Source organism: Brevundimonas sp. 2YAF1, from assembly GCF_052114745.1.
Classification (GTDB): Bacteria; Pseudomonadota; Alphaproteobacteria; order Caulobacterales; family Caulobacteraceae; genus Brevundimonas.
The window spans coordinates 23,990-45,939 of record NZ_JBFRFI010000002.1 but is presented as its reverse complement, the minus strand read 5'-3'; the positions used below and the strand labels follow the sequence as shown (position 1 = coordinate 45,939).

Genomic DNA, 21,950 nt, shown 5'->3' with positions numbered 1-21,950 from the left:
GGGCGGTCCCGGTTCTCCGCATCGCTGCGCGACGCTCGGGCCGGGATGACGATCTTTGCTCCCTGCCATCTGCGGGTCGGGATGATGAACGCCCCCGTTAGGGCGGACGACCGAGCTTCGATATGCTGACGACCACTGATTCGCGCGGGCAGGACGCCATGACGATTTCCCGGCCGAAAGCGGCGGCGACGCGCCGTCCGACCTTTGATCCGCTGCTGGTGCTGATGGCGCTGGGCTTCGCCCTGGCGGTCGCGGCCATGGTCTATCCGGCGTTTCGCACCAACGCCCTGACGGCGCCCGGCCTGATCCTGATCTTCGCGGCGGGGGCCACGGCCCTGATCTGGCTGTTCGCCTTCGGTCGCGCCGAAGTGCGCCGCGCCAGCGGCGACACGGCGGTCGAGATGCTGGACGCCATGGCCGAGCCCGCCGCCCTGGTGTGGCCGTCCGGTCAGGTGCTGGCCTACAACGGCGCCTGGGCCGAAGAGAACGGCGCCGTCACGGCGCTGCCGCGCGGCAAGTCGGCGCAAGCCCTCTACATGGCCTTCGCCCAGGCTCGCGAAGGTCATCAGGGCCGCGCCATCGTCCAGATCGGCGCCCGCGAGATCGAGGTCCTGATCGGTCAGGCGGGGCAGGGGCGTTTCCTGGTCCGCGCCGCGCCCGACGCCGTCCTGCCGGTGCCGCACCACGCCGCCCCTGCCGCGCCCGCCAAGGTCAGCGGCGAGGCCCGGACCATGGCCGCCGGCGCGCCTTTCGGTTCGACGGTGATCGCGGGCGACGACCTGTTCGCGGGCAAGGCCGAGGATTCCAACGCGGCCCTGGCTCTGCTGACCGGCCCCGCCGCCTCGGGCGACGCCGCCTTCGGCCACCTGTTCGATCCGGCCGGCGTGATCGAGGCCAAGACCAAGCTGGCCGCCGGGTCTTCCGGTCCGATCGAACTGGTCGCGCGCGCCTATCCCGACCGCAGCCTGCACCTCTATGTCGCGCCCGAGGGCGATCGCCGCCGCGTCTGGCTGTTCGACGTGACGACGCAGAAGTCGATGGAGCTGCAGCTGTCGCAGGCCCAGAAGATGCAGGCCGTGGGCCAACTGGCCGGCGGCGTGGCGCACGATTTCAACAACCTGCTGACGGCCATCCAGCTGCAACTGTCCGGCCTGCTGGAACGGCACCCGGTCGGCGATCCCTCCTACGAAGGGCTGAACGAGATCCGCCAGACGGCCATCCGCGCCGCCGATCTGGTGCGCAAGCTGCTGGCCTTCTCGCGCAAGTCGACGGTGCGGCGCGAGCGGCTGGATCTGGGCGAACTGGTCGGCGAATTCGCCGTCCTGCTGCGCCGCCTGCTGCGCGAGGACGTGCGGCTGGAGACCGACTACGGCCGCGACATGCCGCTGGTGCTGGCCGACAAGAGCCAGCTGGAAACCGCCGTCATGAACCTGGCGGTCAACGCCCGCGACGCCATGCGCGGCGTGGTCGAGCCGGGCGCGGGGGTGGTGACGATCAAGACCCGCCGTCTGACCGAAGCCCAGGCCCGCGACATGGGCTGGCGCGAGGCGTCCGGCGAGATCGCCCTGATCGAGGTGTCCGACACCGGGCCGGGCGTGCCCGCCGATCTGGTCGACAAGATCTTCGAGCCCTTCTTCACCACCAAGGCGGTCAACGAAGGCACCGGCATGGGGCTGGCCACCGTCTATGGCATCGTCCAGCAGGCGGGCGGCCATATCTGCGTGACCAACCTCGACGGCGCCGGCGCCGCCTTCCGCATCTTCCTGCCCGCCGCCTCGGCCGAGGAACTGGTCGCCGCGCCGGTGGTCGAGAAGGTGGTCAAGGCCGCGCCGCGCGACCTGTCGGGCGCCGGCCGCATCCTGTTCGTCGAGGACGAGGCCGCCGTGCGCGGCATCGCCGCCCGCCTGCTGCGCCAGCGCGGCTATGAGGTGATCGAGGCCGCCGACGGCGAGGAAGCCTTGATCCTGGCCGAGGAATGGGCGGGTCAGATCGACATGATGATCTCTGACGTCATCATGCCGGGGCTGGACGGTCCGTCCCTGTTGCGCAAGGCGCGGCCCTTCCTGGGCGACGCCCCGGTCATGTTCATCTCGGGCTATGCCGAGAGCGACTTCTCGGACCTGTTGCAGGACGAGACGGGCGTCTCCTTCCTGCCCAAGCCGCTGGACATCAAGACCCTGGCCGAACGGGTGAAGCAGGAACTGCACGCGGGCTGATCGACGCTCTGCTTTCCTCCCCACTTTGTGGGGAGGGGGACCGCGAAGCGGTGGAGGGCCACGCGGCGCCGCGCCCCTCCGTCTCGTCGGCTGTCGCCGCCGATCCACCTCCCCATGGAATGGGGAGGAAAGCGGGTCTCAAACCCTCGTGTCGAAGCGGCGCAGTTCATCGTCCCGCCGCTCGCGGGCGGCGTCGTGCAGGGTGTCGGCGAGATCCAGCAGGTGGCGGCGTTCCAGCCGGGGAACGATCTCGAGCAGGTGCAGACGCAGGGTCTCGGCTTCGGCGTCCGAGAGGAGCGTCAGGCGGCGGGATGAACGGACGGGCACGGCATCCTCCTTCACCACGAGGGGGCGCTTTTTGAAAAACGCCCATTCCTCGCGGGGGTTCCGACCTGAAAAACTGAACAAACGCCGCCGTAAGGGCTTGGGTCTTTCGTGCGCGGCCCTAGATAGGGGCCAGACGATTCGAAACCCCGAAGAGGACGCTCCCCATGGCCTTCACCCTGCCCCCGCTGCCCTACGCCCACGACGCGCTGGAGCCCGCCATCGACAAGGAGACGATGGGCTTCCACTACGACAAGCACCATCAGACCTATGTCGACAACCTGAACAAGGCCGTCGCGGCCGCGGGCGTCGAGGGCCAGTCGTTCGACGAGCTGTTCGCCAAGATGTCGACCCTGCCGGTCGCCGTGCGCAACAACGCCGGCGGCGTGTGGAACCACACCTTCTTCTGGGACGGCCTGGCTCCGGTCGGTCAGGGCGGCGCGCCCTCGGCTGAGCTGGCCGCCGCCATCGACGCCGACCTGGGCGGCATGGACGCCTTCAAGGAGGCCTTCAACGCGGCCGGCCTCGGCCGCTTCGGTTCGGGCTGGGCCTGGCTGATCGTGCAGAACGGCAAGCTGAAGATCATCTCGACGCCGAACCAGGACAACTCCCTGATGGACTTCGCCGAGGAAAAGGGCGCGCCCCTGCTGGTCGCCGACGTCTGGGAGCACGCCTACTATCTGAAGTACCAGAACCGCCGCGCCGAGTTCCTGGCCGCCTTCTGGTCCATCGTGAACTGGAACAAGGTCAACGACCTGTTCGCCGCCGCCAAGGGCTGAGGCTCGGCGCGAACGCCGCCAAGGGCTGACGCGTGATTCAACGGCCGCCGCTCCGAAAGGGGCGGCGGCCGTTTCGTTTTCGGTCCGTGCTTGCGTCTCGCGCTCGGCGTCCTAGCATCCCCATAAAGCCAAGCTTCCCCGGAAACCTGCCATGACCCGTCCCGCCTCCCTGACCGCCGTCGCCGCCGTAGCGGTTCTTATCGCCGCCTGCTCGCATGCGGGAGAAAAGCAGGCGGACAGGGGCGCGCTGGCGGCCCCGGCCGTCGCGGCCAGCGCCGACGTGCATCCCTTCACCATCGGCGCGCTTCAGGCCTACGCCCTGCGCGACGGCGTGCTCAGGGCGCCGAACGACAATACGGTCTTCGGCGTCGGCCGCACCAAGGCCGAGGTCGCGGCCGTTCTGACCAACGCTGGCCTGTCGACGGAGACGATTGACCTGTCGCTCCAGCCCCTGTTGCTGCGCGTCGGCGACCGCGTGGTCCTGCTCGACGCGGGGGCTGGCGGTCAACTGGGCACCGAGAACAAGCTGATCGCCTCGCTGCGCGCGGCGGGCGTCGCGCCGGCGCAGATCACCGATATCCTGATCTCGCACGGGCACCGCGACCATATCGGCGGGCTGGTGACGACTTCGGGCGCCCTGGCCTTTCCCAACGCCGTCGTCCGCATGACGGCGGCGGAGTGGCAGGCGCTGAAGGCGAAGACCGACAAGGACGGTCTGATTGCGACGATCGCGCCCCAGGTTCAGCCCTTCCAGCCCGGGGCGCAGGTGACGCCCAACATCAGGGCCGTGCCGGTCGACGGCCACACCCCGGGCCACACCGCCTATGAGGTCGCGTCCGGCGATCAGCGCCTGCTCTATATCGGCGATACGGCCCACCATTCGGTGATCTCGGTCCAGCAGCCCGACTGGACCATCGCCTATGACGGCGACGCCCCGACGGCCCAGAACAGCCGCAGGGCCTTGTTGGAACGCGCTGCGGAACAGAAGACGCGGATTTACGCCGTCCACTTCCCCTGGCCGGGTGTAGGACATGTGACGAAGCAGGGCGAGGCCCTGGTCTGGACGCCGGAGTCCTGAGCCGGCCTTGACGAAAGGGGGGCGTGGCTCCATAAGCCCGCCTTTCTCGCATCGGGTCTCGGCCCGAGGTGCGAACTGACTACGGACGATGCGTGGACCGCCGTTGAGATCGCCGCTCCAATCGGGGAGGGGCCGGGCCGCATCAGCATGAAGAGTGACTTATGTCCAAGCGCCATAGCGCCAAGTACAAACTCGATCGGGTCATGGGTGAAAACCTGTGGGGCCGCGCCAAGTCGCCGGTCAACAAACGTTCGTATGGCCCCGGCCAGCACGGCCAGCGCCGCAAGTCGAAAGTCTCGGACTTCGGCCTGCAGCTGAAGGCCAAGCAGAAGCTCAAGGGCTACTACGGCAACATCACCGAGAAGCAATTCTCGGCCATCTATGATGAAGCCGGCCGCCGCAAGGGCAACACCTCGGAAAACCTGATCGGTCTGCTGGAATCGCGTCTGGACGCCATCGTCTACCGCGCCAAATTCGTCCCGACCGTCTGGGCCGCTCGCCAGTTCGTCAGCCACGGCCACGTGACCGTCGACGGCAAGAAGGTCGACATCGGTTCGTACCGCGTCAAGCCGGGCCAAGTCGTCGAGATCAAGGAAAAGTCGCGCAGCATGGCTCTGGTGCTTGAAGCCCAGCAGTCGTCGGAACGCGACATCCCCGATTACCTGGAACTGGGCGATCGCGGCTTCTCGGTCCGTTACGTCCGCGTGCCGGAACTGTCCGACGTGCCGTACCCGGTCAAGATGGAACCGAACCTGGTCGTCGAATACTACTCGTCCTGATTTCAGGCGTTCGACGATAGAGTTGATGGAAGCCCCGGCGCGAGCCGGGGCTTCTTTCTTATTCAGGATCGCCTGTTCCCTTGGGGGAGGAAGCGGGGCATTCTGACCGGGTGGATACGATCCGCCCCGGAAGGCCGACATGAGACGAACCATCGCCCTCTGCGCCGTCGCCGCCCTCGCCGTCCTGGCGTCAGGCTGCGCCACAAGCGGCGAACCGGTCGTGCGCACCGCCGGCATGCCCGGCCAGTTGGAGCCGATCCACGCGGCCGCCTTCACGCGCGATCTGGCGGTCTTCTGGGTCAGTTCGAACGGCTGCACCAGCAAGGCCGACGTCAAACCCTTCATCACCCGCCTGCGCGACTCGGCGGTCATCACCCTGCGTCGGGTCGATGAGGACCGCTGCACCGACCCCAAGGCCGAGGGGGTGCAGTTGCAGTGGACGTTCGAGGAACTGGGCCTGCCGCCGGGCGCCGAGGTCTCGGTCAACAATCCCTATATGATGCGCCAGGACGGCAAGCCGAGCGGGGCCTCCTGACCGGCGTTCTCGGGGCAAGGCTTCGTTAGCCATTCCGGGCGACTGCGGATTAATAGTTAAGCCGGTAGAGAGGCGGTCCTCCCCTTTGTAGCGTCCCCCTGCCGGTTTCCATGCGTATCGTAGATTGCCTGACCTCCGCCCATAATCCGGCGCTGGTCGCCCTGGCCGCCCTGATTTGCATTCTGGGCAGCTGGATCACCGTCAGCCTGCTGAAGCGGGTCCGCCATACGCAGTCTGGAACGCGTGCCGCCTGGGTCTTCCTGGGCGCCCTGGCGGGCGGGGCGACCGTCTGGTGCACCCATTTCGTCAGCATGCTCGCCTATGAGCCCGGCGTGCAGGTCGCCTATGAGCCGGACCTGACCGGCCTGTCGCTGCTGGTGGCCATCGTCGGATGCGGCGCGGCCCTGGTGACGGTGGCGCAACGCCCGCGCGCCGCCGCAGTTCTGGGCGGCCTGCTGTTCGGCCTGACCGTCGCGGGCATGCATTTCATCGGCATGGCCGCCTTCGCCGTCGACGCGGCGATCGAATGGTCGTGGGCCTATGTGGTCGCCGCCGTGGCGGGGTCTCTGCTGTTCGGGGCGCTGTCCTTCCATCTGGCCGTGCGGGCGACCGATACGTGGGAGCGCTGGCAGGCCATCGCCTGCATGGTTCTCGGCATCGTCGTCCTGCATTTCACGGCCATGGCGGCCCTGACGATCACCCCCTTCGCGCCGATAGAGGGCGCCCCGACCGGCAATGAAGCCCGACACATCATCGCCATCAGCGTGGCGGGGGTCGGCCTCTGGTCCTCGGCGCCGGGGTGGCCAGCTATGCCCTGGACAGCCAGTCTCGCCATCAGGCCGAGGCCCGTCTGCAGCATCTGATCGAAGGCGGCGTGGACGGCATGGCGGTCGAGCGCGACGGCGTCATCATCGGCGCGAACACGGCCCTGCTGACGCTGGTGGGCGTGGAGCGCGAGGCGCTGATCGGCCAGAGCCTGGCGCGCTGGGCCGAGGACGTGGGACGCCTGGCCGACGGCGACATGGTGCAGTCGTCGCTGAAGACCGCCTCGGGCGAGATCCTGCCGGTCGAACTGTCGGCCAAGCGCGACCCCGCCAGCGAGGGCGCGGTCATGATCTACGCCGTGCGCGACCTGCGCGCCCGTCTGGCCCAGGAGCGCCGCATCGCCCATCTGGCGCGCAACGACAGCCTGACGGGCCTGCCCAACCGCGCTTCCTTCCTGGAACGGCTGAACCGCCAGACCGCCACGATCAAACCGGGCGAGACTCTGGCCCTGTTCGCCCTGGACCTGAACCGCTTCAAGGAGGTCAACGACCTCTACGGCCACGCCGTCGGCGACCAACTGCTGTGCCGTATCTCGGACCACCTGCGCGAGGCGCTGAAGGCCGGGGAGTTCGTGGCCCGACAAGGCGGCGACGAGTTCGTGGCCATGGCGTCCGTCGCCTCGCGCGCCGAAGCCCTGGCCGTGGCCGAGCGTCTCAGCGCCGCCATCATCCAGCCGGTGACCATCGAGCACGCCGACCTGTCGTGCGGGGCCAGCATCGGCATCTCCCTGTGGCCTGAGGACGCCGACGACCTGTCGACCCTGATCAACAACGCCGACCTGGCCATGTATCGCGCCAAGGGGTCGCTGACGGTCGACATCTGCTTCTACGAGGCGGACATGGATCAGGCCGTGCGGGCGCGTCGCCGCGTCACCCAGGCCCTGCGCGAGGCCCTGGATAACGAACAGTTCGAGCTTCACTATCAGGTCCAGGCCTCGGTCAAGACCGGCAAGGCGACGGGCTATGAAGTCCTGCTGCGCTGGAAGGACGAGGAGGGACGCAACATCCCGCCGTCCGATTTCATCCCCGTGGCCGAGGAGACCGGCCTGATCCTGCCCATCGGCGAATGGGTCCTGCGTCAGGCCTGCAAACAGGCCGCCGCCTGGGCCGAGCCGCACCGCATCGCCGTCAACCTGTCGCCGGTGCAACTGGGTCACGTCGACCTGCCGCGCCTGGTGCATCAGGTCCTGCTGGAGACGGGGCTGGCCGCCTCGCGCCTGGAGCTGGAGATCACCGAGACGGCCATGATCAGCGACATGGAGCGCACCACCCATGTGCTGCGCCAGCTGAAGGCTCTGGGCGTCACCATCGCTATGGACGACTTCGGCACCGGCTATTCCTCGCTGTCGACCCTGCGCGCCTTCCCCTTCGACAAGATCAAGCTGGACCGCTCCTTCATGACCGAACTGGACGGCGCCGCGCCGCAGTCGCGGGCCATCATCCGCGCCGTCCTGACCATCGGCGAAAGCCTGTCGATCCCGGTCCTGGCCGAGGGCGTGGAGACGCCCGAACAACTGGCCTTCCTGCGCGCCCAGGGCTGCAACGAGGTGCAGGGCTATCTGCTGGGGCGGCCCCAGCCGGAAGCCGACGCCCTGTCGAACGGCGCCGCCGTGGTCCCGGCGACGCCGCGAGAAGAGACTCAGGTCGAGGCGGCGCGCGCCGTCGCATAGCCGGGCCAGTGGGCGGCGTCGGCCCGTTCGTACTGGACGGGCAGGCCCTCCGCCTCGCCCAGGGCTGTGGCGGCATGGTGGCCCCAATTGGGGTCGTCCAGCACCGCGCGGGCCAGGGCGATCAGGTCGGCCTTGCCCTCGGCCAGCAGGGTCTCCGCCTGCTGCGCCGTGACGATCATGCCGACGGCCATGACATTGGCCTCGGGCGCCGCCGCCTTGACCGCCTCGGCGAAGGCGACCTGATAGTTCAGCTGGTCGCCGGGAATACGCGCCGTGGCGATGTTGCCGCCGCTGGACAGGTGCAGATAGTCGTAGCCCATGGCGTGCAAAGCCCGGCCGAAGACCTGCGCCTCTTCGACGGTAATGCCGCCCTCGGTCCAGTCCGAGCCGTTGTAGCGCGCGCCTAGCGCCTTGGTCCGGGGCCAGGCGTCGCGCAGGGCCTGGGCCACCCGCAACGGGAAGCGCATCCGGTTCTCCAGCGACCCGCCGTAGTCGTCGGTCCGTTCGTTCGACAGCGGCGACAGGAACTGGGTCAGCAGATAGCCGTGGGCGGCGTGCAATTCGACCAGATCGAACCCGGCCCGATCCGCCCGTTTCGCCGAGTCCACGAAGGCGTCCACCACCCGGTCCATGCCCGCCTGATCCAGCGCGGTCGGCGTGCGCCAGTCGGGCTTGAAGGCCTGGGCCGAGGCGGAAAACGTCTCCCACGCCTTGTCGGCCGGGGCCGGGCCGCCGCGCTCGATCCACGGCGGATTGGTCGAAGCCTTGCGCCCCGCGTGGGCCAACTGGATGCCGATCGGCGTGTCCGAATAGGTGCGGAGGTCGCGGATGATCTTGGCGAAGGCGGCTTCCTGTTCGTCGGTATAGAGGCCGGTGTCGGCCCAGGAGATGCGGCCCGCCGCCTCGACCCCCGTGGCCTCGATCACCACCAGTCCGGCGCCCGACAGGGCCATCCGGCCTATGTGCTGGGCGTGCCAGGGCTGGGGCACGCCGTCCACGGCCGAATACTGGCACATGGGGGCGACGACGATGCGGTTCTTCAGCATCAGCGGCCCGACGGCGCGGGGGGCGAACAACAGGCTCATGGCGGAGGTCTCGTAAAGGTCAGGGGAGGCGACGGTCACAGTAGCTATGACTGTGGCGATTTCGTTCAACCCCGCCTTTCCGATTATTCACGTGATCCCGAACGGCGACGCTGGCAGTTTGGGCTCAGCAAACAAGGGGATTACATCCATGCGCCGTCTTATCATCGCTCTCGCCGTCGCCGCCGTCGCCGCGCCCATGCTGTCGGGCTGCATCATCATCGCCAGCGAAAAGCCGACCACCCGCGTCATCCACTCGGCCCCCGCCGAGAGCGGTCGCTGATGCGGCGCGCCGTCGCGGCCGCGGTCGCCCTGCTGCCGCTGCTGGGCGGCTGCGTCATCTATTCGAACGAGGGCGGGGAAAAGGTCACGGTTCGCGTCAGCGATCAGGTGGTCGCCGCCCCGGCCGAACCGCTTGAGGCCGTCCGCAAGGTCGACTTCGACGGTCAGCACCTGAACGTCGTGGTCGGCTCGAACGGTTGCACCGAGGCCGCCAGCTTCGAGGTCAAGATCAAGGACGGCGACCCGGCCGAACTGACCCTGATCCGCCGCGCGCCCGACCTGTGCCGCGCCCTGGTGCGCGAAGGCGTCGTCGTCAGCTGGACCTACGCCGAACTGGGTCTTCAGTCGGGCGACGCCGTCCGCGTGATGAACCCGATCAGTTTGTAGGCCTTGCTCTTTCCTCCCTGTTGCGCAGCAATGGGGAGGGGGACCGCGTAGCGGTGGAGGGGGCGGCGCTACGCTTTCCGTTTGAGCGCCACGTTCCTGATCGCGTTCAAGACGCCCTCGACATCGTTGCGCACGTCGCATGAGGCGACGCGCAGCATCGACACACCCTGTGCCGCGAGCCAAGCCGTGCGCCGTTCGTCATGGCGGACCTGATCGGCATCGTCGTGGATCATGCCGTCGACTTCGACGGCTAGCTCTCGCTCGGCGCAATAGAAGTCGAGGATGTAGGGGCCGATAGGGTGCTGTCGACGGAACTTCAGCCCTTCCAGCTTGCGCCCCTTCAACTGCGCCCAGAGTTGCGCTTCCGGCGGCGTGAGGGCGCGTCGCATGTTGCGCGCGCGTTCGTGACTCATGCTGTCAGCCATAGCGCCGCCCCCTCCACCACTTCGTGGTCCCCCTCCCCATTGCTGCGCAACAGGGAGGAAAGAGCAAGCCGTTACGCCGAAAACGGCCCCAGCATCTCCGCGGGGATGCGGGCGGGGCGCAGCGACTTGGCTTCGACCAAGCACCACTCCGATACGCCTTGGGCGCACAGGCGGCCTTCGCCGTCCTCGATGCGGACATAGCGGTTGAAGCGCGGCCCCTGCGGATCGCCTACCCAGGTGCGGGCGACGACGCCGGTCGCGCCGGGCACAATGGCGCGCAGATAGTCGATCTCGTGCCGCAGGGCGATCCAGGACCATTTGGCCCGCGTTTCCTCGTCGAAGCGCGCGTTCCAGTGGGCCGTGCCGACGTCCTGCAGCCAGCCGACATAGACGACGTTGTTGACGTGGTTGTTCTCGTCGATGTGCTCGGGCCGCACGTCCAGGGGGACGACGAAGACCTCGCGGTCCTCGCGCGGGATCAACTGCGGCCGAGCCATCGGGGCTTAGGCTTCGCCGAGGGCGACGCCCTTTTCGACCATCAGGGCCTGAAGCTCGCCCGCCTGGAACATCTCGCGCACGATGTCCGAACCGCCGACGAACTCGCCCTTCACATAGAGCTGGGGGATGGTCGGCCAGTCGGTGAAGTTCTTGATGCCGTCGCGCAGGGTTTCGTCTTGCAGCACGTCGACGCCGACGAAGGCCGCGCCCACGTGGTCGAGAATCTGCACCGCCAGCGAGGAGAAGCCGCAGCGCGGGGAGTCCGGCGTGCCCTTCATGAACAGCACCACGTCATGCTCGGCCACGGTGGCGGCGATGAAGGCGTGGACGGGGTCAGCAGCTTGGACGGTCGATTGATCGGTCACGATAAGGGCCTTTCAGAGAAGTCCGTCAGCTAGGCGCCCAATGGGGCTGGGTCAAGGCCGGGCCTTGCGCCAAGCGGCTGCGGCAAGTCGGCTCAGGCGGCCTGGGGGCGGGGGATCAGCCGCCGCGCGCGCTGGGCCAGGACCGGCGCGCCCTGCTCGTGGGCGGTCTCGGCGGCCTCGGTCAGCATCAGGCCCAGACCCTGCGGCGTCTGGCCGGTCCAGCGGGCGCGGGCCAGGGCGACGCCGGCCATGCCTATCTGGTCGGCGGCCCAGTCCAGCGGCGTAGCGGCCACGGACGGGCGACCCAGACGGCGACGCAGGCCGGACTCGATCTCCAGCAGGGCCGACAGGTCGCCGATCGACTCGGCCCGCTCCGTCTCCTGCGCCACGCGCCGCTCATGGGCCTGGGCGCCCAGGATCAGGCCGCCGCCCTCGGTCAGGGCCTCGGCCTGGACCAGCACCAGCAGGGGCAGGGTCTCGCGCTCGGCGCGCATCACCTGGATGGCGGCCCAGTCCAGCGGGCTGTGGTCGGGGGTGAACTGGTCGGCGGCGGCGTCGAACAGGGCGTGGGCCTGATCGCGGGCGGTCGCATCGTCGGCGACGGCGGCCAGGGCGGCCATGCCCGCCGCGCACAGGGCCAGGGCGCGGGCGCGGCTCAGAGGGCGCTGTTCGGGCGTGGCACCCTCGACCAGATCGCGCAGGTCGCGGCCCGCCTGATCCAGCCGGCGCGGGTCGCGCGCCGCCAGACCGGCCTCCAGTGACAGGGCGGCGCGGTCCAGCCGCAGATCGTCTTCCAGCGTGCGGTGCGACCCCCTCAGCCCGTGCAGGGCGGCGTCCAGCCGGGCGCAGGCGTCCAGCAAGGCGGCGGTCTCGCCCGCGATCAGCGCCCGCCGCGCGTGCAGCCGGGCCTCCAGGGCCGCGACCGCGCCGGCCGTGTCGCCGCGTCGCGCCGCCGGCAGGGCCTTGAGCAGCGCCAGCGCCGTCTCGATCCTGTCCGGGCCGCCGCACAGGTCGAAGGCCAGCATGGTGGTCTGGACCAGCTCCAGGGCGGCGCGGATGGCCTGATCGTCGTTCTGGGCGTGGCGGGCCGCGTCACGGGCGGCGGCCTCGGCCTTGTCCAGGCTCAGGGCGGCGCCGCAGCGGCGGGCGTGTTCGCGCCACAGGGCCGAGGCGCGCAGAGCGGCGTCGAAGGGGCGGGGGCAGGAGACGCGGCCGGCGTCGACCGTCTGCTGACGCGCCTCGACCTCGACCAGACCGACCCCGATCAGCTCCAGCCAGCCGAGATCGTCGCTGTCGCGCGCCTTCTCGAACAGCCGTCGCAGATCCCTGCCGAATTCGAACATCGCTGACCTTCGTCGTCCCGCTTCGGGATCGCGAGGGCGATCCTGCAGACGCACAAGCAAACGCAGCGCCGCCAGATGGGTTCGACTTGAGCGTAATTGTGAAAAAATCGGGGCTGACCTTTCCTCCCCATTCCATGGGGAGGGGGACCGCGGAGCGGTGGAGGGGGCGTCGCGACGCTATGTGATTAGCGCCTGTCCTGAAAACGTAGCGCCGCCCCCTCCGTCACGTCGCCTTCGGCGCCGCGCCACCTCCCCATGGAATGGGGAGGAAAGACGGCGCTCTTAACCCAGTCGCGGGGTCATCTGGCGACAGCGTTGCAGAACGGCGCGGGCCTCGGCCTCGCCCCCCGACAGTCGCTTCACCGAATCGAGTCGGGCGCGGGTCTGGTCGTTTTCGGCCGCCACCGGGTCGCGTCCGGCGGCGGTCGCCGCCTGCATGGCCGCCAGGGACCAGTAGAGGGCCGCGTCATAGAGGGTGCGGCCGTAACGGCTCTCGCCGCCCTCCAACTCCGACGCCGCCTGGGCCAGCCCGGCGCACCGCACCGCCTCGTCATAGGAGACGAGCCGGGTCGTCTGGGTCGGGCCCAGAACCGCGAGCGCGGTTGTGACGACGGCGATGAGCATCAAGGACTCCACGGCGCCCCGAGCGCCGCAAGATCCCTAGAGAACCACGGCCTTGTGTCTGATGAAAGACGTGTTCAGGAAAACTTCAGGTTGCAGTCAACTCGGCGCTGGGGCGGGCGGCATGGCGCGCCCCTGATCGACCAGCCAGCGGACGAAAGCCCGTTGGGCGCGCGACGCCTCGCCCGCGCCGGGGATGGCCGCGACGGCGCCGCCCTCGGGCGCAAAGCCAAAGGGCGCCAGCAGCCTTCCGTCCTGAACCGCCTCAGCCGCCAGGGCCCAGGGCAGGACGGCGGCGCCCCATCCCGAAAGGGCCGCGTCCAGGGCGAAATGCAGGTGGGCGACGGGTCGGTCGGCCGCGGCCGTCGAACGCCGGCCGCCCAGCGCCGACCAGTCCTTCCAGCCGGTCATATGGGTGCGGGCTTCCAGCCGAGGGGCGTTCAGGGCCGCTGCCCGCGCATCCTCGCCCGCCAGCGAGGGGGCGATGACCGGTCCGATGGCGTTGGCAATGATTCTCTCGCCGCCCAGGGCTTCGATCCGACCGGCGTCCAGCAGGCGCACCACCAGGTCGGCGCCCCGGCGGCTGATCGCGTGGGGCGCCAGTTCGACCAGATGCACCCGCACCTCGGGATGGAGCCGTGCGAAATCGGCCAGACGCGGGATCAGCCATTTGACCGCCAGGCTGGCGTTGACGGCGACATGCAGGTCCTGGCCCTCGCCCCGCGCCTGGGCCACGGCGGCGGCGACGCCGTCGAAGGCGGCGGTCAGGCCGGGCAGCAGGTCGCGGCCGGCCGGGGTCAGGCTCAGGTCGTGGCGCGGCCCCTCGAACAACCGCACCGCCAGCTGCGCCTCCAGCGCCTTGACCTGACGGCTGACGGCGCTGTGGGTCACGTTCAGCTCGGCCCCCGCCTGGGTGGCGCTGCCGGTCCGCGCCATGGCCTCGAAGGCGCGGAGCGCATTCAGCGAGGGCGCCGCGCCGGAAGCTGTGAGGTTTTCGAACATGCCCCTCCCGATAGGTCGCTTTCGTCGCGGCGGCAATGCGGCGACACCCAGCCATGTCGTCGTCCTCCGCTCACCGCCTGTTCGTTCCCGTCCTCGGCTTCGGCCTGATCGTCGCCTTCGCCTCCAGCTATTACCTTCTGGGCGTGCTGGCCGAGCCGCTGGCGGCGGGGACCGGGACGGCGCCGTCCCTGGTGTTCGCCGGCCTGTCGGGGGCTTTTCTGATTTCGGCGGGGCTCAGTCCCTTCGGCGGGCGCTGGGTCGACCGGCGCGGCGGCCGCGAGGTGCTGGCTGTCTCTTCGGTCGTCTTCGCCCTGGCCCTCGGCGGACTGGGCCTGGCCCAGGGGCCGGTCAGCATGGTCGCGTCGATCCTGATGCTGGGGGTCGGCATGGGCGTCGGTTTCTACGGGCCGGCCTTCGCCGTCCTGGTCGCCATTCACGGCGAGGACGCCAAGAAGCCGATCACGGCGGTGTCCCTGATCGGGGCCTTCGGCGGGGCTCTGGGCTGGCCCCTGACCCTGGCGATGATCGAGGCGGTGGGCTGGCGCGGGGCCTGTTTCGGCTGGGCGGCCCTGCATCTGCTGGTCTGCCTGCCGCTGTATCTGACCCTGCTGCCGGACGGGCGGGCCGGGCCGCGACCCTCGGCCGAGGCGGGGGGCGTGCGTTGGGACGGACGGATGATCCGGCTGGCGGTCCTGTTCGCCGGGGCCTGGTGGATCGCCACCGCCCTGAGCGCCCACCTGCCGCGCCTGCTGGGACGGCTGGGGCTGGACCCGGCCGAGGCGGCGCTGGCGGCCAGCCTGATGGCGGGTTCGGCCGTCGTGGTGCGGCTGCTGTCCTTTCTTGCGCCGGGCAAGGGCTCGCCGGTCTCCGTCCTGCGGCTGGCCACCCTGCTGCATCCGCTGGGCGCGGCGGTCGCCTGGTTCGGCGGCAAGGGTCTGGCCGGGGCGGTGGCCCTGGGACAGGGGGCGGGCAACGGCCTGCTGTCCGTGGCCTCGGGCGTCCTGCCGCTGCACCTGTTCGGCAAGGAGAACTACGCCACCCGTCAGGCCCTGATCCTGACCCCGGCGCGCTTTCTTCAGGCGGCGGCGCCCCTCAGCTACGGCGTCGTGCTGGACCACTCGGCGGGGCTGGCGTTGGCGGCCTCCAGCGCGGTCTGCGTCCTGATGTTCGCCATGACCTTCGGGCTGGAAAGGCGCGCGGATTAGAAAAGGCGGCATGTGGGCGGGCGGCCACATCCGCCCGTCGTCGTTAAAACGGCCTGTGAAACCAGGGCGATATGGCGTGTATGGCGTCATGTTCATACGCCGCTTCACCCAACTGCAAATCGGCCTGCTGCTTTACGGTGCGTCTCTGAGCTTGATGGTCCGCGCCGATCTGGGCCTGAATCCGTGGAGCGTGCTGCACCAGGGCCTGTCGGAACTGACCGGGCTGAGCCTGGGGCTGGTCGTCAATCTGGTCGGGTTGCTGGTGCTGCTGGTCTGGATCCCGCTGCGCCAGAAGCCGGGCGTCGGGACGATCTGCAACGTGCTGGTCATCGGCACGGCGGCGGACGTCGCCCTGTGGGCCCTGCCGCCCATCGAAGGGCTGGCGCTGAGGATCGCCTTCCTGGCGGCGGCGATCGTGCTGAACGGCGCGGCGACGGCGGCCTATATTGGCGCGGGGCTAGGCCCCGGTCCGCGCGACGGCCTGACCACCGGTCTGGTGCGGATCACGGGCTGGAAGGTCGGCTGGGCGCGGACGGCGATCGAGGTCGCGGTTCTGGGCGGCGGCTGGTTGCTGGGCGGCGTGGCCGGCGTCGGCACGCTGCTCTACGCCCTGGCCAACGGGCCGCTGATGCAGTTCTTCATGCGCTGGTTCGAGATCGCCCCGGAGCGAGAGGTCAGCCCGGCGAGGTCGGTCTGAGGGGCTCGGCTCCTGCCACCGCGGTCATCCTCGGGTCAAGCCCGAGGATGACGGCAATAGGGGCGGGCGACGGCGTTTCCGGCGGTCCCGGATAGCGGCTGCGCCGCTTTCGGGATGACGGGGCTTTAGCCCCGTTCCTTGGTCTTGGTGAAGGCGATCTTCGGGAAGCGTTCGGCGACATAGCCGGTTTCCCAGCTGGACTTGGCCAGGAAGACCGGGGCCTGGTCGATGTCGACGGCCATCTGCGGGCGGTACTTGCCGGCGAAGTCGTCGAGGTCGGCCGTGGCGCCGGCGATCCAGCGGGCCTCGGCGTAGGGCGAGGGTTCGAAGATGACGTCGAGGTTGTATTCCTCGCCCAGACGGTCGGCCATGACTTCGAACTGCAGCTGACCGACGGCGCCGACGATGAAGTCCGAGCCGAGTTCGGGGCGGAACAGCTGGGTCACGCCCTCCTCGGCCAGACCTTCCAGCGCCTTCTTCAGGTGCTTGGCCTTCAGCGGGTCCTTGACGCGGACGCGCTGCAGGATTTCCGGGGCGAAGTTGGGCAGGCCGGCGAAGCGGATCATGCCGCTTTCCGACAGGCTGTCCCCCACACGAAGGACGCCATGGTTGGGGATGCCGATGACGTCGCCGGCATAGGCGTCCTCGGCCAGTTCACGGTCGCTGGCGAAGAACATGATAGGGGCGTTCACCGACAACTGCTTGCCGGTGTTCTGCACCTTCAGCTTCATGCCGCGCTTGAAGCTGCCCGAGGCCATGCGGAACATGGCGATACGGTCGCGGTGGTTGGGGTCCATGTTGGCCTGGACCTTGAAGACGAAGCCGGTGACTTCGGCGCCGCCCGGCTCGACCGCGATCTCGACGGGCGCGGGGGCGTTGCGGGTCTCGGGCGGGGCTTCCTTGCGGGCGGGCATGACCTTGGGCGGGGGCGCCCATTCGCCGATGGCGGCCAGCAGTTCGTCGATGCCGAAGTGGCGCAGGGCCGAGCCCCACAGCACGGGCGTCATATGGCCTTCCAGGAAGGACTGGCGGTTGAAGGTCGGATAGCCCGCCTCGACCAGTTCCTGGGCCTCCATCAGGGCCTCGTGTTCGCCGGGCTCGAAGTATTGCGCCGCGTCGGCCAGGGGCAGGGCTTCGGGGTGGCCGGGGTCCTCGGCGGCGCCGGCGGGCTTCTTGGTGTAGGGCTGGAACTTGCCGGTCGCGACCTCGACCATGCCGCGCAGGCGGTTGCCGCTCTCGGCCGGCCACCAGATCGGGGCGGGGTCCAGTTGCAGGCGGCTGGCGATTTCGTCCAGCAGGGCCATCGGGTCCTGAGCCTCGCGGTCCAGCTTGTTGATGAAGGTGATGATCGGAATGTCGCGCAGGCGGCAGACCTCGAACAGCTTCAGCGTCTGCGGCTCGATGCCCTTGGCGGCGTCCAGCACCATGATGGCGCAGTCGGCGGCGGTCAGGGTGCGATAAGTGTCTTCCGAGAAGTCTTCGTGGCCTGGCGTGTCCAGCAGGTTGAACATCTTGGCCACGCCGTCGGACGTGGTGTGCTCGAACGTCATGACCGAGGCCGAGACAGAAATGCCCCGTTCCTTCTCGATCTTCATCCAGTCGGACTGGGTGCGCCGGTTCTCGCCGCGCGCCCGCACGGCGCCCGCCGCGCGAATGGCCCCGCCAGCCAGCAGAATGTGTTCCGTCAGCGTCGTCTTGCCCGCATCCGGGTGAGCGATGATGGCGAAGGTCCGGCGGCGACCGGCCTCTTCGGCGAGCGTGAGTTTCGACATGGTCGCGCAACTAGCGCGAGGCGCGCCGAAAGTCGATTGTCACGATGCCGTGAAAGACCCTTCGCGAAGCGGGGCTTTTAGGGGCATCCTCGTTTCCGCGAGACGCCGGGCCATGAGTCCGTCGCCGCAAGGGAAAGGAAACGACATGGCTCCGGTTCATCCGGCCAAGGTCCCGCCCGTCCGCATGGAGCGGGACATTCACCCGGCCCTCTGCCTGGCGGCGGGTTTCGGCGTCATCGTTCTGGCGGCCACGGCGGTCCACCTCCTGTTCGGTCTCTTCTAGCCTCACCGTTCGATCAGGTGGCCGTGCGGGTCGTCCGACCGCGTCCTCGCGGTCGCGTGGACGGGAAGAAAAACCGTCGGGGTCAGTTTCCGGTCGGCTGGTCCTCGCCCTCCGCCTCGCCCTTCTTCAGGGTCGCGGCCTCCTCGGCCTCGGCCTCGGCCTCGCTGACTCCTCTGGCGCGCAACAGCAGGGCGCGGGCGGCGGGGGACCGATCGTGCGGATCGTTGACCAGAGGCTCAAGCAGGGTGGCGGCCTCGGCGTTGCGGTCCTTGATCATCAGCACCTGGGCCAGGTTGAAGCGCGCCTCGGCCAGTTGCGGGGCGAGGGCGAAGGCCTGTTCCAGCACCGCCACGTCATTGTCGTTGGGATAGCCCTCGCCGCCGTTCCGGTTCTCGGCGATCAGAAGCAGGGTGACGTAGTCGGCGTCGTCGGCGCGATAGGCGCGGGCGAGGAAGCCGCGCGCTTCGGCGTGCAGGCGGTCGGCGTCTTCCGGGCTGTCGGCGTCGTCTGCGGCCTTCAATCGGGCGCGGGCCAGGTATTGCAACGCCTCGATGTTGTTCGGCTCCAGCCCCAGCAGGCGTTGCAGCGGAGCCTCGGCGGCGGCGGGGTCGCCGAAATGCAGCTCGGCGTGGCCGAGGGCCAGCAGGGCCAGGGGATCGTCCGGATAGCGGGCGGCGGCGCGGCGCACCTCCTCGGCGGTGGCGGCCCGCTTGTCGTCGGCCACGCCGATCTTGAGCCGCTGGTTGAGCAGCAGCAGGTCGTCGGCCGAGCGGGGCAGCGCCGTCACCGTGATCGGCGCGGGCGGATAGGTCACGGTCATGCCCTGATAGGGAATTCGCCCGCTCATGTAGCGACGCAGGGTGCGGCGCAGTTCGAGGGGGGGCAGCCCGGTCGCCCGCTCCATCGCCTCGACCGGATCGCCGCCCGCGCCCACGTCGCGCAGATAGACGTCCAGCGTCTTCTGCCGGTCGGCGTTGCCCAGGAACCAGTGGGTCAGCAGCCAGGCCAGCGGATAATAGGTCTCGCGGTTGCGGCTGGACTGCAGCGGCCGCTTGGACAGCAGTTCCGACATCGGCATCCACGACGCCGCCTGCAGCCAGTAGACGCGGTTCTCATTGTATTTGCCGACCAGGATGCGGGATTTTTCGACCTCGACCGTGGCGTAGTATTCGGCGAACCCCTCCACGAACCATCCCGGATAGGGATAGGAGAAGTTCTGCATCATGAAATGGTGCGCATATTCGTGCTTCAGCGTGTCCACGTCCTGGTCCCGGATGGCGATGCCGAAGATGTCCTCGTCCGTGGCCATGTAGAAGCCGGCGACGCTCTCGGGCAGGTCGGGCCGGACCTTGGTCAGGCCGGTTCGCGAGCCGACCAGATAGATGGGCAGTTTGCGCGGCGGGGCCTCATCGACCTGGAGCCCCATGCGCGAGCGCATGAAGCGGTCGTAGGATTCCAGCTCCTGGACGAAGGCGCGCAGCTTGGCCTCGCCGCCGTCGCTATAGACGATGAACCGTTCGCTTTCCGCCTTGAGCCAGCCAGCGTGGGCCGGGGCGATCCCCGCCGCGGTCGCGGTCAGGGCGGACAGGGCCGCGACGGCCGCGCCTCGGCGCAAGCTTTGCAGTAAGTGATTGAAACGGTTCACGTCGACGGTCCCTGTGGCGAAGTCTCCCAGGGATAGCGAACGATGTTGTGTCAGGGAAGGGGGGCGGCGTCAGGCCGCCATGCGTCCCCAGACGGCCTTGTCGGCGGCGACGGGGCTCAGACGGCCGTGGGCGGCGCGGGCCTGGAGCTGGCGCATGATCATCTCGGGCAGGGCGCAGAAGCGCGGCTCGACCAGTTCGGGGGCGCATCCCGCGTCGGGGGCGGCGAACAGGGCGGCGTTCACCCCTTCGGTCTTGTGCGCGATCAGCCAGGCCAGACGCCGGGCGCGGGCCGGATCGTTCCGGTGCAGCATCGGGTCCTCGGCGAACAGGTCGCAGCCCATTTCCAGCACATAGTCGAAGTCCAGCTTCTCGAAGCGCCGCACGTCATGGCTCGGAGCCGGGCAGGACTCGTCCAGGTCGAACACGACGTCGTTCAAGAGAAACAGCATGGGCCGTCCACCACTTCGCAGGCCGTTCTGGCCCGATGAAGCCGGTTTACGACCGTCTCGCTTGCGGTCCCGTTCACGAACGCGGTGAACGCGCGGTTAGGCATTATTCCGGGGCCTACCGCGCTTCGCGCTGCTTGAGGGCATTCCTTTTGAGCCTACCGCGCTTCGCGCTACTTGAGGCCCGTTAGATATGGAGGGACGCCTCTCTGTTCCTCCCCACTTGTGGGGAGGGGGCCCCAAGTGGTGGAGGGGGCGACGCGACGGCGGCCGTCTGAAGCGCGAACTCGGGCAGGGCGCCGCCGCCCCCTCCGTCACGGCGCCTTCAGCGCCGCGTCACCTCCCCATGGAATGGGGGGGAAGACGTGCGTTCGCTACCCCTCCTGCACCTTCTCCGTCAGGAAGTGTCTCCCCTGGCGGTCCTCGATCTCGACCACCCACAGGTCGGGGTCGTAGCGGCGCTGGCGCTCGATGAAGGCGTCCAGCTCGCTTTCGCTGTCGCTGACGACGGGCTGGATCCACAGGGGTTCGCCGTCCTGGCCGACGGCCTCGGTATAGAGCCGCGCCGTGCGGTCAGCGGTGTTGTAGGCCTTGACGATCACGGCCCCGCCGCGCGCGTCGCCCTTCTTGACCACGGTGGCGTAGGCGCCTTCCAGTTCGGCGCGGCGGATCAGGGCGCCGGCCCAGACATCGGTGGAAAGAAGCAAATCGCTAACCCTGATTGGACACGGGACCGGAACCTTGCGGCCCTAAGGTCGAGCGCATGAGGATAGGCTTTTCCCCCCGATCCGCCAGCAGAATGCTGGGCGTGACGGCCCTGCTGGCGACGCTGGCCATGCCGGTCGGCGCGGCGCGCGCGGCCGTAACCGACGCCTTTTACGACCGCGTCTTCATGCTTGCGGCGCATCAGAAATGCGACCTGTTCGAGCCGCAGCTGATCGCGGCCCTGGACGCGGCGGCGCTGCAGGCGCGCGGCGCGGCTCTGCGGGCGGGAACCCAGGCGGCGGATCTGACGGCGGCGGCGGGCCGGGCCCAGTCCAAGGCGGCGCGAACCCGGTGCGACGACCATGATCTGAACAGGGTGCGGGCGCGGGTGCAGGCGGGCTTCGCCGGCTGGTCGCGCGCGGCCCGGATGAGCTTTCCCGGCGACCGATCCGCCTGGCGCGGCGACCGCTATGAAAGCCAGGGGGTCGGCTGGCGCCTGGTGCAGGACAGCGCGACGGGCGGCTCGCCCGTGCGCTTCGGTCTGGCGGGAACGGGGCCGACGGCGACGACGCCGATCGCGGTGGTCTCCTTCCTCGGGCGCCCCCGGCCCTATGCCGCGCGGCTGGTCATGCGCGACCGCGAACAGGCGCCGCGCGTCTGGCTGACCGGCGGCGGTCTGCCGCCTGAATCGGTGCGTAGCGTCTTCTTCGCCGCCGCCGCCCAGGCCGCCGAACCGACCCTGCTGGGCGAGGGCGTGCGTCAGGGCGAGACCTGGACCTTCTCGGCCGAGGCCGCCGACGCCATCGCCCAGCTGGACCCGCGCGAGAGCTTCGTCATCGAGTTCCTGTTCCGCGACGACAGCGTGGCCGAGGCCCGTTTCGAGGCGGGCGACTTCGCCGCCGGCCGCGCCTTCCTGGCGATGGGCGCCATCTAGGATCGCGCCCCGATCAAAGGCGGTTGACCCCGGCGGCGAACAGGCCCCTTGG

The 21,950-nt window shown here is 69.3% G+C and carries 25 protein-coding genes; 13 read left to right on the top strand and 12 right to left on the bottom strand.

Annotated elements, in window-relative coordinates; all coding sequences use genetic code 11:
* Nucleotides 1-122 precede the first annotated feature (122 nt).
* Nucleotides 123-2,216, top strand: a complete 2,094-nt coding sequence (gene cckA / locus AB4Y68_RS02850; RefSeq protein ID WP_441453905.1) for a cell cycle histidine kinase CckA — start codon at nucleotides 123-125, stop codon at nucleotides 2,214-2,216.
* Nucleotides 2,217-2,354: 138 nt separating this feature from the next.
* Here the strand turns inward: cckA and AB4Y68_RS02845 are convergent, their stop codons facing one another.
* A complete protein-coding gene (locus tag AB4Y68_RS02845; protein ID WP_441453903.1) occupies nucleotides 2,355-2,543 on the bottom strand; it encodes a hypothetical protein in 189 nt (62 codons plus the stop codon).
* Nucleotides 2,544-2,707: 164 nt separating this feature from the next.
* On the opposite strand from AB4Y68_RS02845, the gene AB4Y68_RS02840 reads away from it, so the two are divergent.
* From AB4Y68_RS02840 to AB4Y68_RS02815, 6 genes are all read left to right on the top strand, one after another.
* Nucleotides 2,708-3,319, top strand: a complete 612-nt coding sequence (locus tag AB4Y68_RS02840) for a superoxide dismutase (RefSeq protein WP_441453901.1) — start codon at nucleotides 2,708-2,710, stop codon at nucleotides 3,317-3,319.
* Between the two features lie 151 nt (nucleotides 3,320-3,470).
* Nucleotides 3,471-4,397, top strand: coding sequence for an MBL fold metallo-hydrolase (locus AB4Y68_RS02835; RefSeq protein ID WP_441453899.1), 927 nt, complete (start codon nucleotides 3,471-3,473; stop codon nucleotides 4,395-4,397).
* A gap of 161 nt (nucleotides 4,398-4,558) precedes the next feature.
* Nucleotides 4,559-5,176 carry a 30S ribosomal protein S4 gene (rpsD, locus tag AB4Y68_RS02830; RefSeq protein ID WP_441453897.1) on the top strand — a complete coding sequence of 206 codons (618 nt, stop codon included), beginning with the start codon at nucleotides 4,559-4,561 and terminating at the stop codon, nucleotides 5,174-5,176.
* A gap of 139 nt (nucleotides 5,177-5,315) precedes the next feature.
* Nucleotides 5,316-5,711, top strand: coding sequence for a hypothetical protein (locus AB4Y68_RS02825; RefSeq protein ID WP_441453896.1), 396 nt, complete (start codon nucleotides 5,316-5,318; stop codon nucleotides 5,709-5,711).
* Nucleotides 5,712-5,821: 110 nt separating this feature from the next.
* Nucleotides 5,822-6,574: an MHYT domain-containing protein gene (locus AB4Y68_RS02820; RefSeq protein ID WP_441453895.1), complete on the top strand. Its 753-nt coding sequence runs from the start codon at nucleotides 5,822-5,824 to the stop codon at nucleotides 6,572-6,574.
* On the top strand, nucleotides 6,511-8,205 hold the full coding sequence (locus AB4Y68_RS02815) for a putative bifunctional diguanylate cyclase/phosphodiesterase (protein ID WP_441453893.1): 1,695 nt from the start codon (nucleotides 6,511-6,513) through the stop codon (nucleotides 8,203-8,205). Before AB4Y68_RS02820 ends, AB4Y68_RS02815 begins: the two co-directional genes overlap by 64 nt.
* Here AB4Y68_RS02815 and AB4Y68_RS02810 read toward each other — a convergent pair.
* The gene (locus AB4Y68_RS02810; RefSeq protein ID WP_441453892.1) at nucleotides 8,175-9,290 is read right to left on the bottom strand and encodes an NADH:flavin oxidoreductase/NADH oxidase; all 1,116 of its coding nucleotides are present in this window, start codon (nucleotides 9,288-9,290) and stop codon (nucleotides 8,175-8,177) included. The genes AB4Y68_RS02815 and AB4Y68_RS02810 overlap by 31 nt on opposite strands.
* A 148-nt stretch (nucleotides 9,291-9,438) precedes the next feature.
* On the opposite strand from AB4Y68_RS02810, the gene AB4Y68_RS02805 reads away from it, so the two are divergent.
* Together AB4Y68_RS02805 and AB4Y68_RS02800 are read left to right on the top strand one after the other, a co-directional pair.
* Nucleotides 9,439-9,570: a hypothetical protein gene (locus tag AB4Y68_RS02805; protein ID WP_441453890.1), complete on the top strand. Its 132-nt coding sequence runs from the start codon at nucleotides 9,439-9,441 to the stop codon at nucleotides 9,568-9,570.
* The gene (locus tag AB4Y68_RS02800; RefSeq protein WP_441453888.1) at nucleotides 9,570-9,956 is read left to right on the top strand and encodes a hypothetical protein; all 387 of its coding nucleotides are present in this window, start codon (nucleotides 9,570-9,572) and stop codon (nucleotides 9,954-9,956) included. Before AB4Y68_RS02805 ends, AB4Y68_RS02800 begins: the two co-directional genes overlap by 1 nt.
* Nucleotides 9,957-10,024: 68 nt before the next feature.
* On the opposite strand, the gene AB4Y68_RS02795 is transcribed toward AB4Y68_RS02800, so the two are convergent.
* The 6 genes from AB4Y68_RS02795 to AB4Y68_RS02770 all read right to left on the bottom strand — a co-directional run bounded on the left by AB4Y68_RS02795 (nucleotide 10,025) and on the right by AB4Y68_RS02770 (nucleotide 14,210).
* Complete coding sequence (locus tag AB4Y68_RS02795; protein WP_441453886.1) at nucleotides 10,025-10,381, bottom strand: endonuclease domain-containing protein; 357 nt, start codon at nucleotides 10,379-10,381, stop codon at nucleotides 10,025-10,027.
* A 71-nt stretch (nucleotides 10,382-10,452) separates the two neighbouring features.
* On the bottom strand, nucleotides 10,453-10,878 hold the full coding sequence (locus AB4Y68_RS02790) for an acyl-CoA thioesterase (RefSeq protein WP_441453884.1): 426 nt from the start codon (nucleotides 10,876-10,878) through the stop codon (nucleotides 10,453-10,455).
* 6 nt (nucleotides 10,879-10,884) lie between these two features.
* Entirely contained in the window at nucleotides 10,885-11,244 is a 360-nt protein-coding gene (gene grxD / locus AB4Y68_RS02785; RefSeq protein WP_441453882.1) for a Grx4 family monothiol glutaredoxin, read from the bottom strand.
* Between the two features lie 92 nt (nucleotides 11,245-11,336).
* Nucleotides 11,337-12,587 carry a hypothetical protein gene (locus AB4Y68_RS02780; protein ID WP_441453881.1) on the bottom strand — a complete coding sequence of 417 codons (1,251 nt, stop codon included), beginning with the start codon at nucleotides 12,585-12,587 and terminating at the stop codon, nucleotides 11,337-11,339.
* Between the two features lie 282 nt (nucleotides 12,588-12,869).
* Nucleotides 12,870-13,211, bottom strand: a complete 342-nt coding sequence (locus AB4Y68_RS02775) for a hypothetical protein (protein WP_441453879.1) — start codon at nucleotides 13,209-13,211, stop codon at nucleotides 12,870-12,872.
* Between the two features lie 96 nt (nucleotides 13,212-13,307).
* Complete coding sequence (locus tag AB4Y68_RS02770) at nucleotides 13,308-14,210, bottom strand: LysR family transcriptional regulator (RefSeq protein WP_441453877.1); 903 nt, start codon at nucleotides 14,208-14,210, stop codon at nucleotides 13,308-13,310.
* Between the two features lie 53 nt (nucleotides 14,211-14,263).
* On the opposite strand from AB4Y68_RS02770, the gene AB4Y68_RS02765 reads away from it, so the two are divergent.
* The gene (locus tag AB4Y68_RS02765) at nucleotides 14,264-15,415 is read left to right on the top strand and encodes an MFS transporter (protein ID WP_441453875.1); all 1,152 of its coding nucleotides are present in this window, start codon (nucleotides 14,264-14,266) and stop codon (nucleotides 15,413-15,415) included.
* Between the two features lie 88 nt (nucleotides 15,416-15,503).
* Entirely contained in the window at nucleotides 15,504-16,112 is a 609-nt protein-coding gene (yczE, locus tag AB4Y68_RS02760; protein WP_441453873.1) for a membrane protein YczE, read from the top strand.
* A 125-nt stretch (nucleotides 16,113-16,237) separates the two neighbouring features.
* On the opposite strand, the gene AB4Y68_RS02755 is transcribed toward yczE, so the two are convergent.
* Complete coding sequence (locus tag AB4Y68_RS02755) at nucleotides 16,238-17,884, bottom strand: peptide chain release factor 3 (RefSeq protein WP_441453871.1); 1,647 nt, start codon at nucleotides 17,882-17,884, stop codon at nucleotides 16,238-16,240.
* A 145-nt stretch (nucleotides 17,885-18,029) separates the two neighbouring features.
* On the opposite strand from AB4Y68_RS02755, the gene AB4Y68_RS02750 reads away from it, so the two are divergent.
* A complete protein-coding gene (locus AB4Y68_RS02750) occupies nucleotides 18,030-18,167 on the top strand; it encodes a hypothetical protein (RefSeq protein WP_441453869.1) in 138 nt (45 codons plus the stop codon).
* Between the two features lie 82 nt (nucleotides 18,168-18,249).
* Here the strand turns inward: AB4Y68_RS02750 and AB4Y68_RS02745 are convergent, their stop codons facing one another.
* From AB4Y68_RS02745 to AB4Y68_RS02735, 3 genes are all read right to left on the bottom strand, one after another.
* Nucleotides 18,250-19,812: a tetratricopeptide repeat protein gene (locus AB4Y68_RS02745; protein WP_441453867.1), complete on the bottom strand. Its 1,563-nt coding sequence runs from the start codon at nucleotides 19,810-19,812 to the stop codon at nucleotides 18,250-18,252.
* 69 nt (nucleotides 19,813-19,881) lie between these two features.
* Nucleotides 19,882-20,262: a hypothetical protein gene (locus AB4Y68_RS02740; protein ID WP_441453865.1), complete on the bottom strand. Its 381-nt coding sequence runs from the start codon at nucleotides 20,260-20,262 to the stop codon at nucleotides 19,882-19,884.
* Between the two features lie 371 nt (nucleotides 20,263-20,633).
* The gene (locus tag AB4Y68_RS02735; protein WP_441453863.1) at nucleotides 20,634-20,966 is read right to left on the bottom strand and encodes a DUF1491 family protein; all 333 of its coding nucleotides are present in this window, start codon (nucleotides 20,964-20,966) and stop codon (nucleotides 20,634-20,636) included.
* 92 nt (nucleotides 20,967-21,058) lie between these two features.
* On the opposite strand from AB4Y68_RS02735, the gene AB4Y68_RS02730 reads away from it, so the two are divergent.
* The gene (locus AB4Y68_RS02730; protein WP_441454429.1) at nucleotides 21,059-21,898 is read left to right on the top strand and encodes a hypothetical protein; all 840 of its coding nucleotides are present in this window, start codon (nucleotides 21,059-21,061) and stop codon (nucleotides 21,896-21,898) included.
* Nucleotides 21,899-21,950 lie beyond the last annotated feature (52 nt).

Bases quoted from the DNA above. Each gene is read 5' to 3' on its own strand.
- cckA (WP_441453905.1), top strand. From the start codon at position 123: ATGCTGACGACCACTGATTCGCGCGGGCAGGACGCCATGACGATTTCC.
- AB4Y68_RS02840 (WP_441453901.1), top strand. From the start codon at position 2,708: ATGGCCTTCACCCTGCCCCCGCTGCCCTACGCCCACGACGCGCTGGAG.
- AB4Y68_RS02835 (WP_441453899.1), top strand. From the start codon at position 3,471: ATGACCCGTCCCGCCTCCCTGACCGCCGTCGCCGCCGTAGCGGTTCTT.
- rpsD (WP_441453897.1), top strand. From the start codon at position 4,559: ATGTCCAAGCGCCATAGCGCCAAGTACAAACTCGATCGGGTCATGGGT.
- AB4Y68_RS02825 (WP_441453896.1), top strand. From the start codon at position 5,316: ATGAGACGAACCATCGCCCTCTGCGCCGTCGCCGCCCTCGCCGTCCTG.
- AB4Y68_RS02820 (WP_441453895.1), top strand. From the start codon at position 5,822: ATGCGTATCGTAGATTGCCTGACCTCCGCCCATAATCCGGCGCTGGTC.
- AB4Y68_RS02810 (WP_441453892.1), bottom strand. From the start codon at position 9,290: ATGAGCCTGTTGTTCGCCCCCCGCGCCGTCGGGCCGCTGATGCTGAAG.
- AB4Y68_RS02805 (WP_441453890.1), top strand. From the start codon at position 9,439: ATGCGCCGTCTTATCATCGCTCTCGCCGTCGCCGCCGTCGCCGCGCCC.
- AB4Y68_RS02800 (WP_441453888.1), top strand. From the start codon at position 9,570: ATGCGGCGCGCCGTCGCGGCCGCGGTCGCCCTGCTGCCGCTGCTGGGC.
- AB4Y68_RS02795 (WP_441453886.1), bottom strand. From the start codon at position 10,381: ATGGCTGACAGCATGAGTCACGAACGCGCGCGCAACATGCGACGCGCC.
- AB4Y68_RS02790 (WP_441453884.1), bottom strand. From the start codon at position 10,878: ATGGCTCGGCCGCAGTTGATCCCGCGCGAGGACCGCGAGGTCTTCGTC.
- AB4Y68_RS02780 (WP_441453881.1), bottom strand. From the start codon at position 12,587: ATGTTCGAATTCGGCAGGGATCTGCGACGGCTGTTCGAGAAGGCGCGC.
- AB4Y68_RS02775 (WP_441453879.1), bottom strand. From the start codon at position 13,211: ATGCTCATCGCCGTCGTCACAACCGCGCTCGCGGTTCTGGGCCCGACC.
- AB4Y68_RS02770 (WP_441453877.1), bottom strand. From the start codon at position 14,210: ATGTTCGAAAACCTCACAGCTTCCGGCGCGGCGCCCTCGCTGAATGCG.
- AB4Y68_RS02765 (WP_441453875.1), top strand. From the start codon at position 14,264: ATGTCGTCGTCCTCCGCTCACCGCCTGTTCGTTCCCGTCCTCGGCTTC.
- yczE (WP_441453873.1), top strand. From the start codon at position 15,504: ATGTTCATACGCCGCTTCACCCAACTGCAAATCGGCCTGCTGCTTTAC.
- AB4Y68_RS02755 (WP_441453871.1), bottom strand. From the start codon at position 17,884: ATGTCGAAACTCACGCTCGCCGAAGAGGCCGGTCGCCGCCGGACCTTC.
- AB4Y68_RS02750 (WP_441453869.1), top strand. From the start codon at position 18,030: ATGGCTCCGGTTCATCCGGCCAAGGTCCCGCCCGTCCGCATGGAGCGG.
- AB4Y68_RS02740 (WP_441453865.1), bottom strand. From the start codon at position 20,262: ATGCTGTTTCTCTTGAACGACGTCGTGTTCGACCTGGACGAGTCCTGC.
- AB4Y68_RS02730 (WP_441454429.1), top strand. From the start codon at position 21,059: ATGCTGGGCGTGACGGCCCTGCTGGCGACGCTGGCCATGCCGGTCGGC.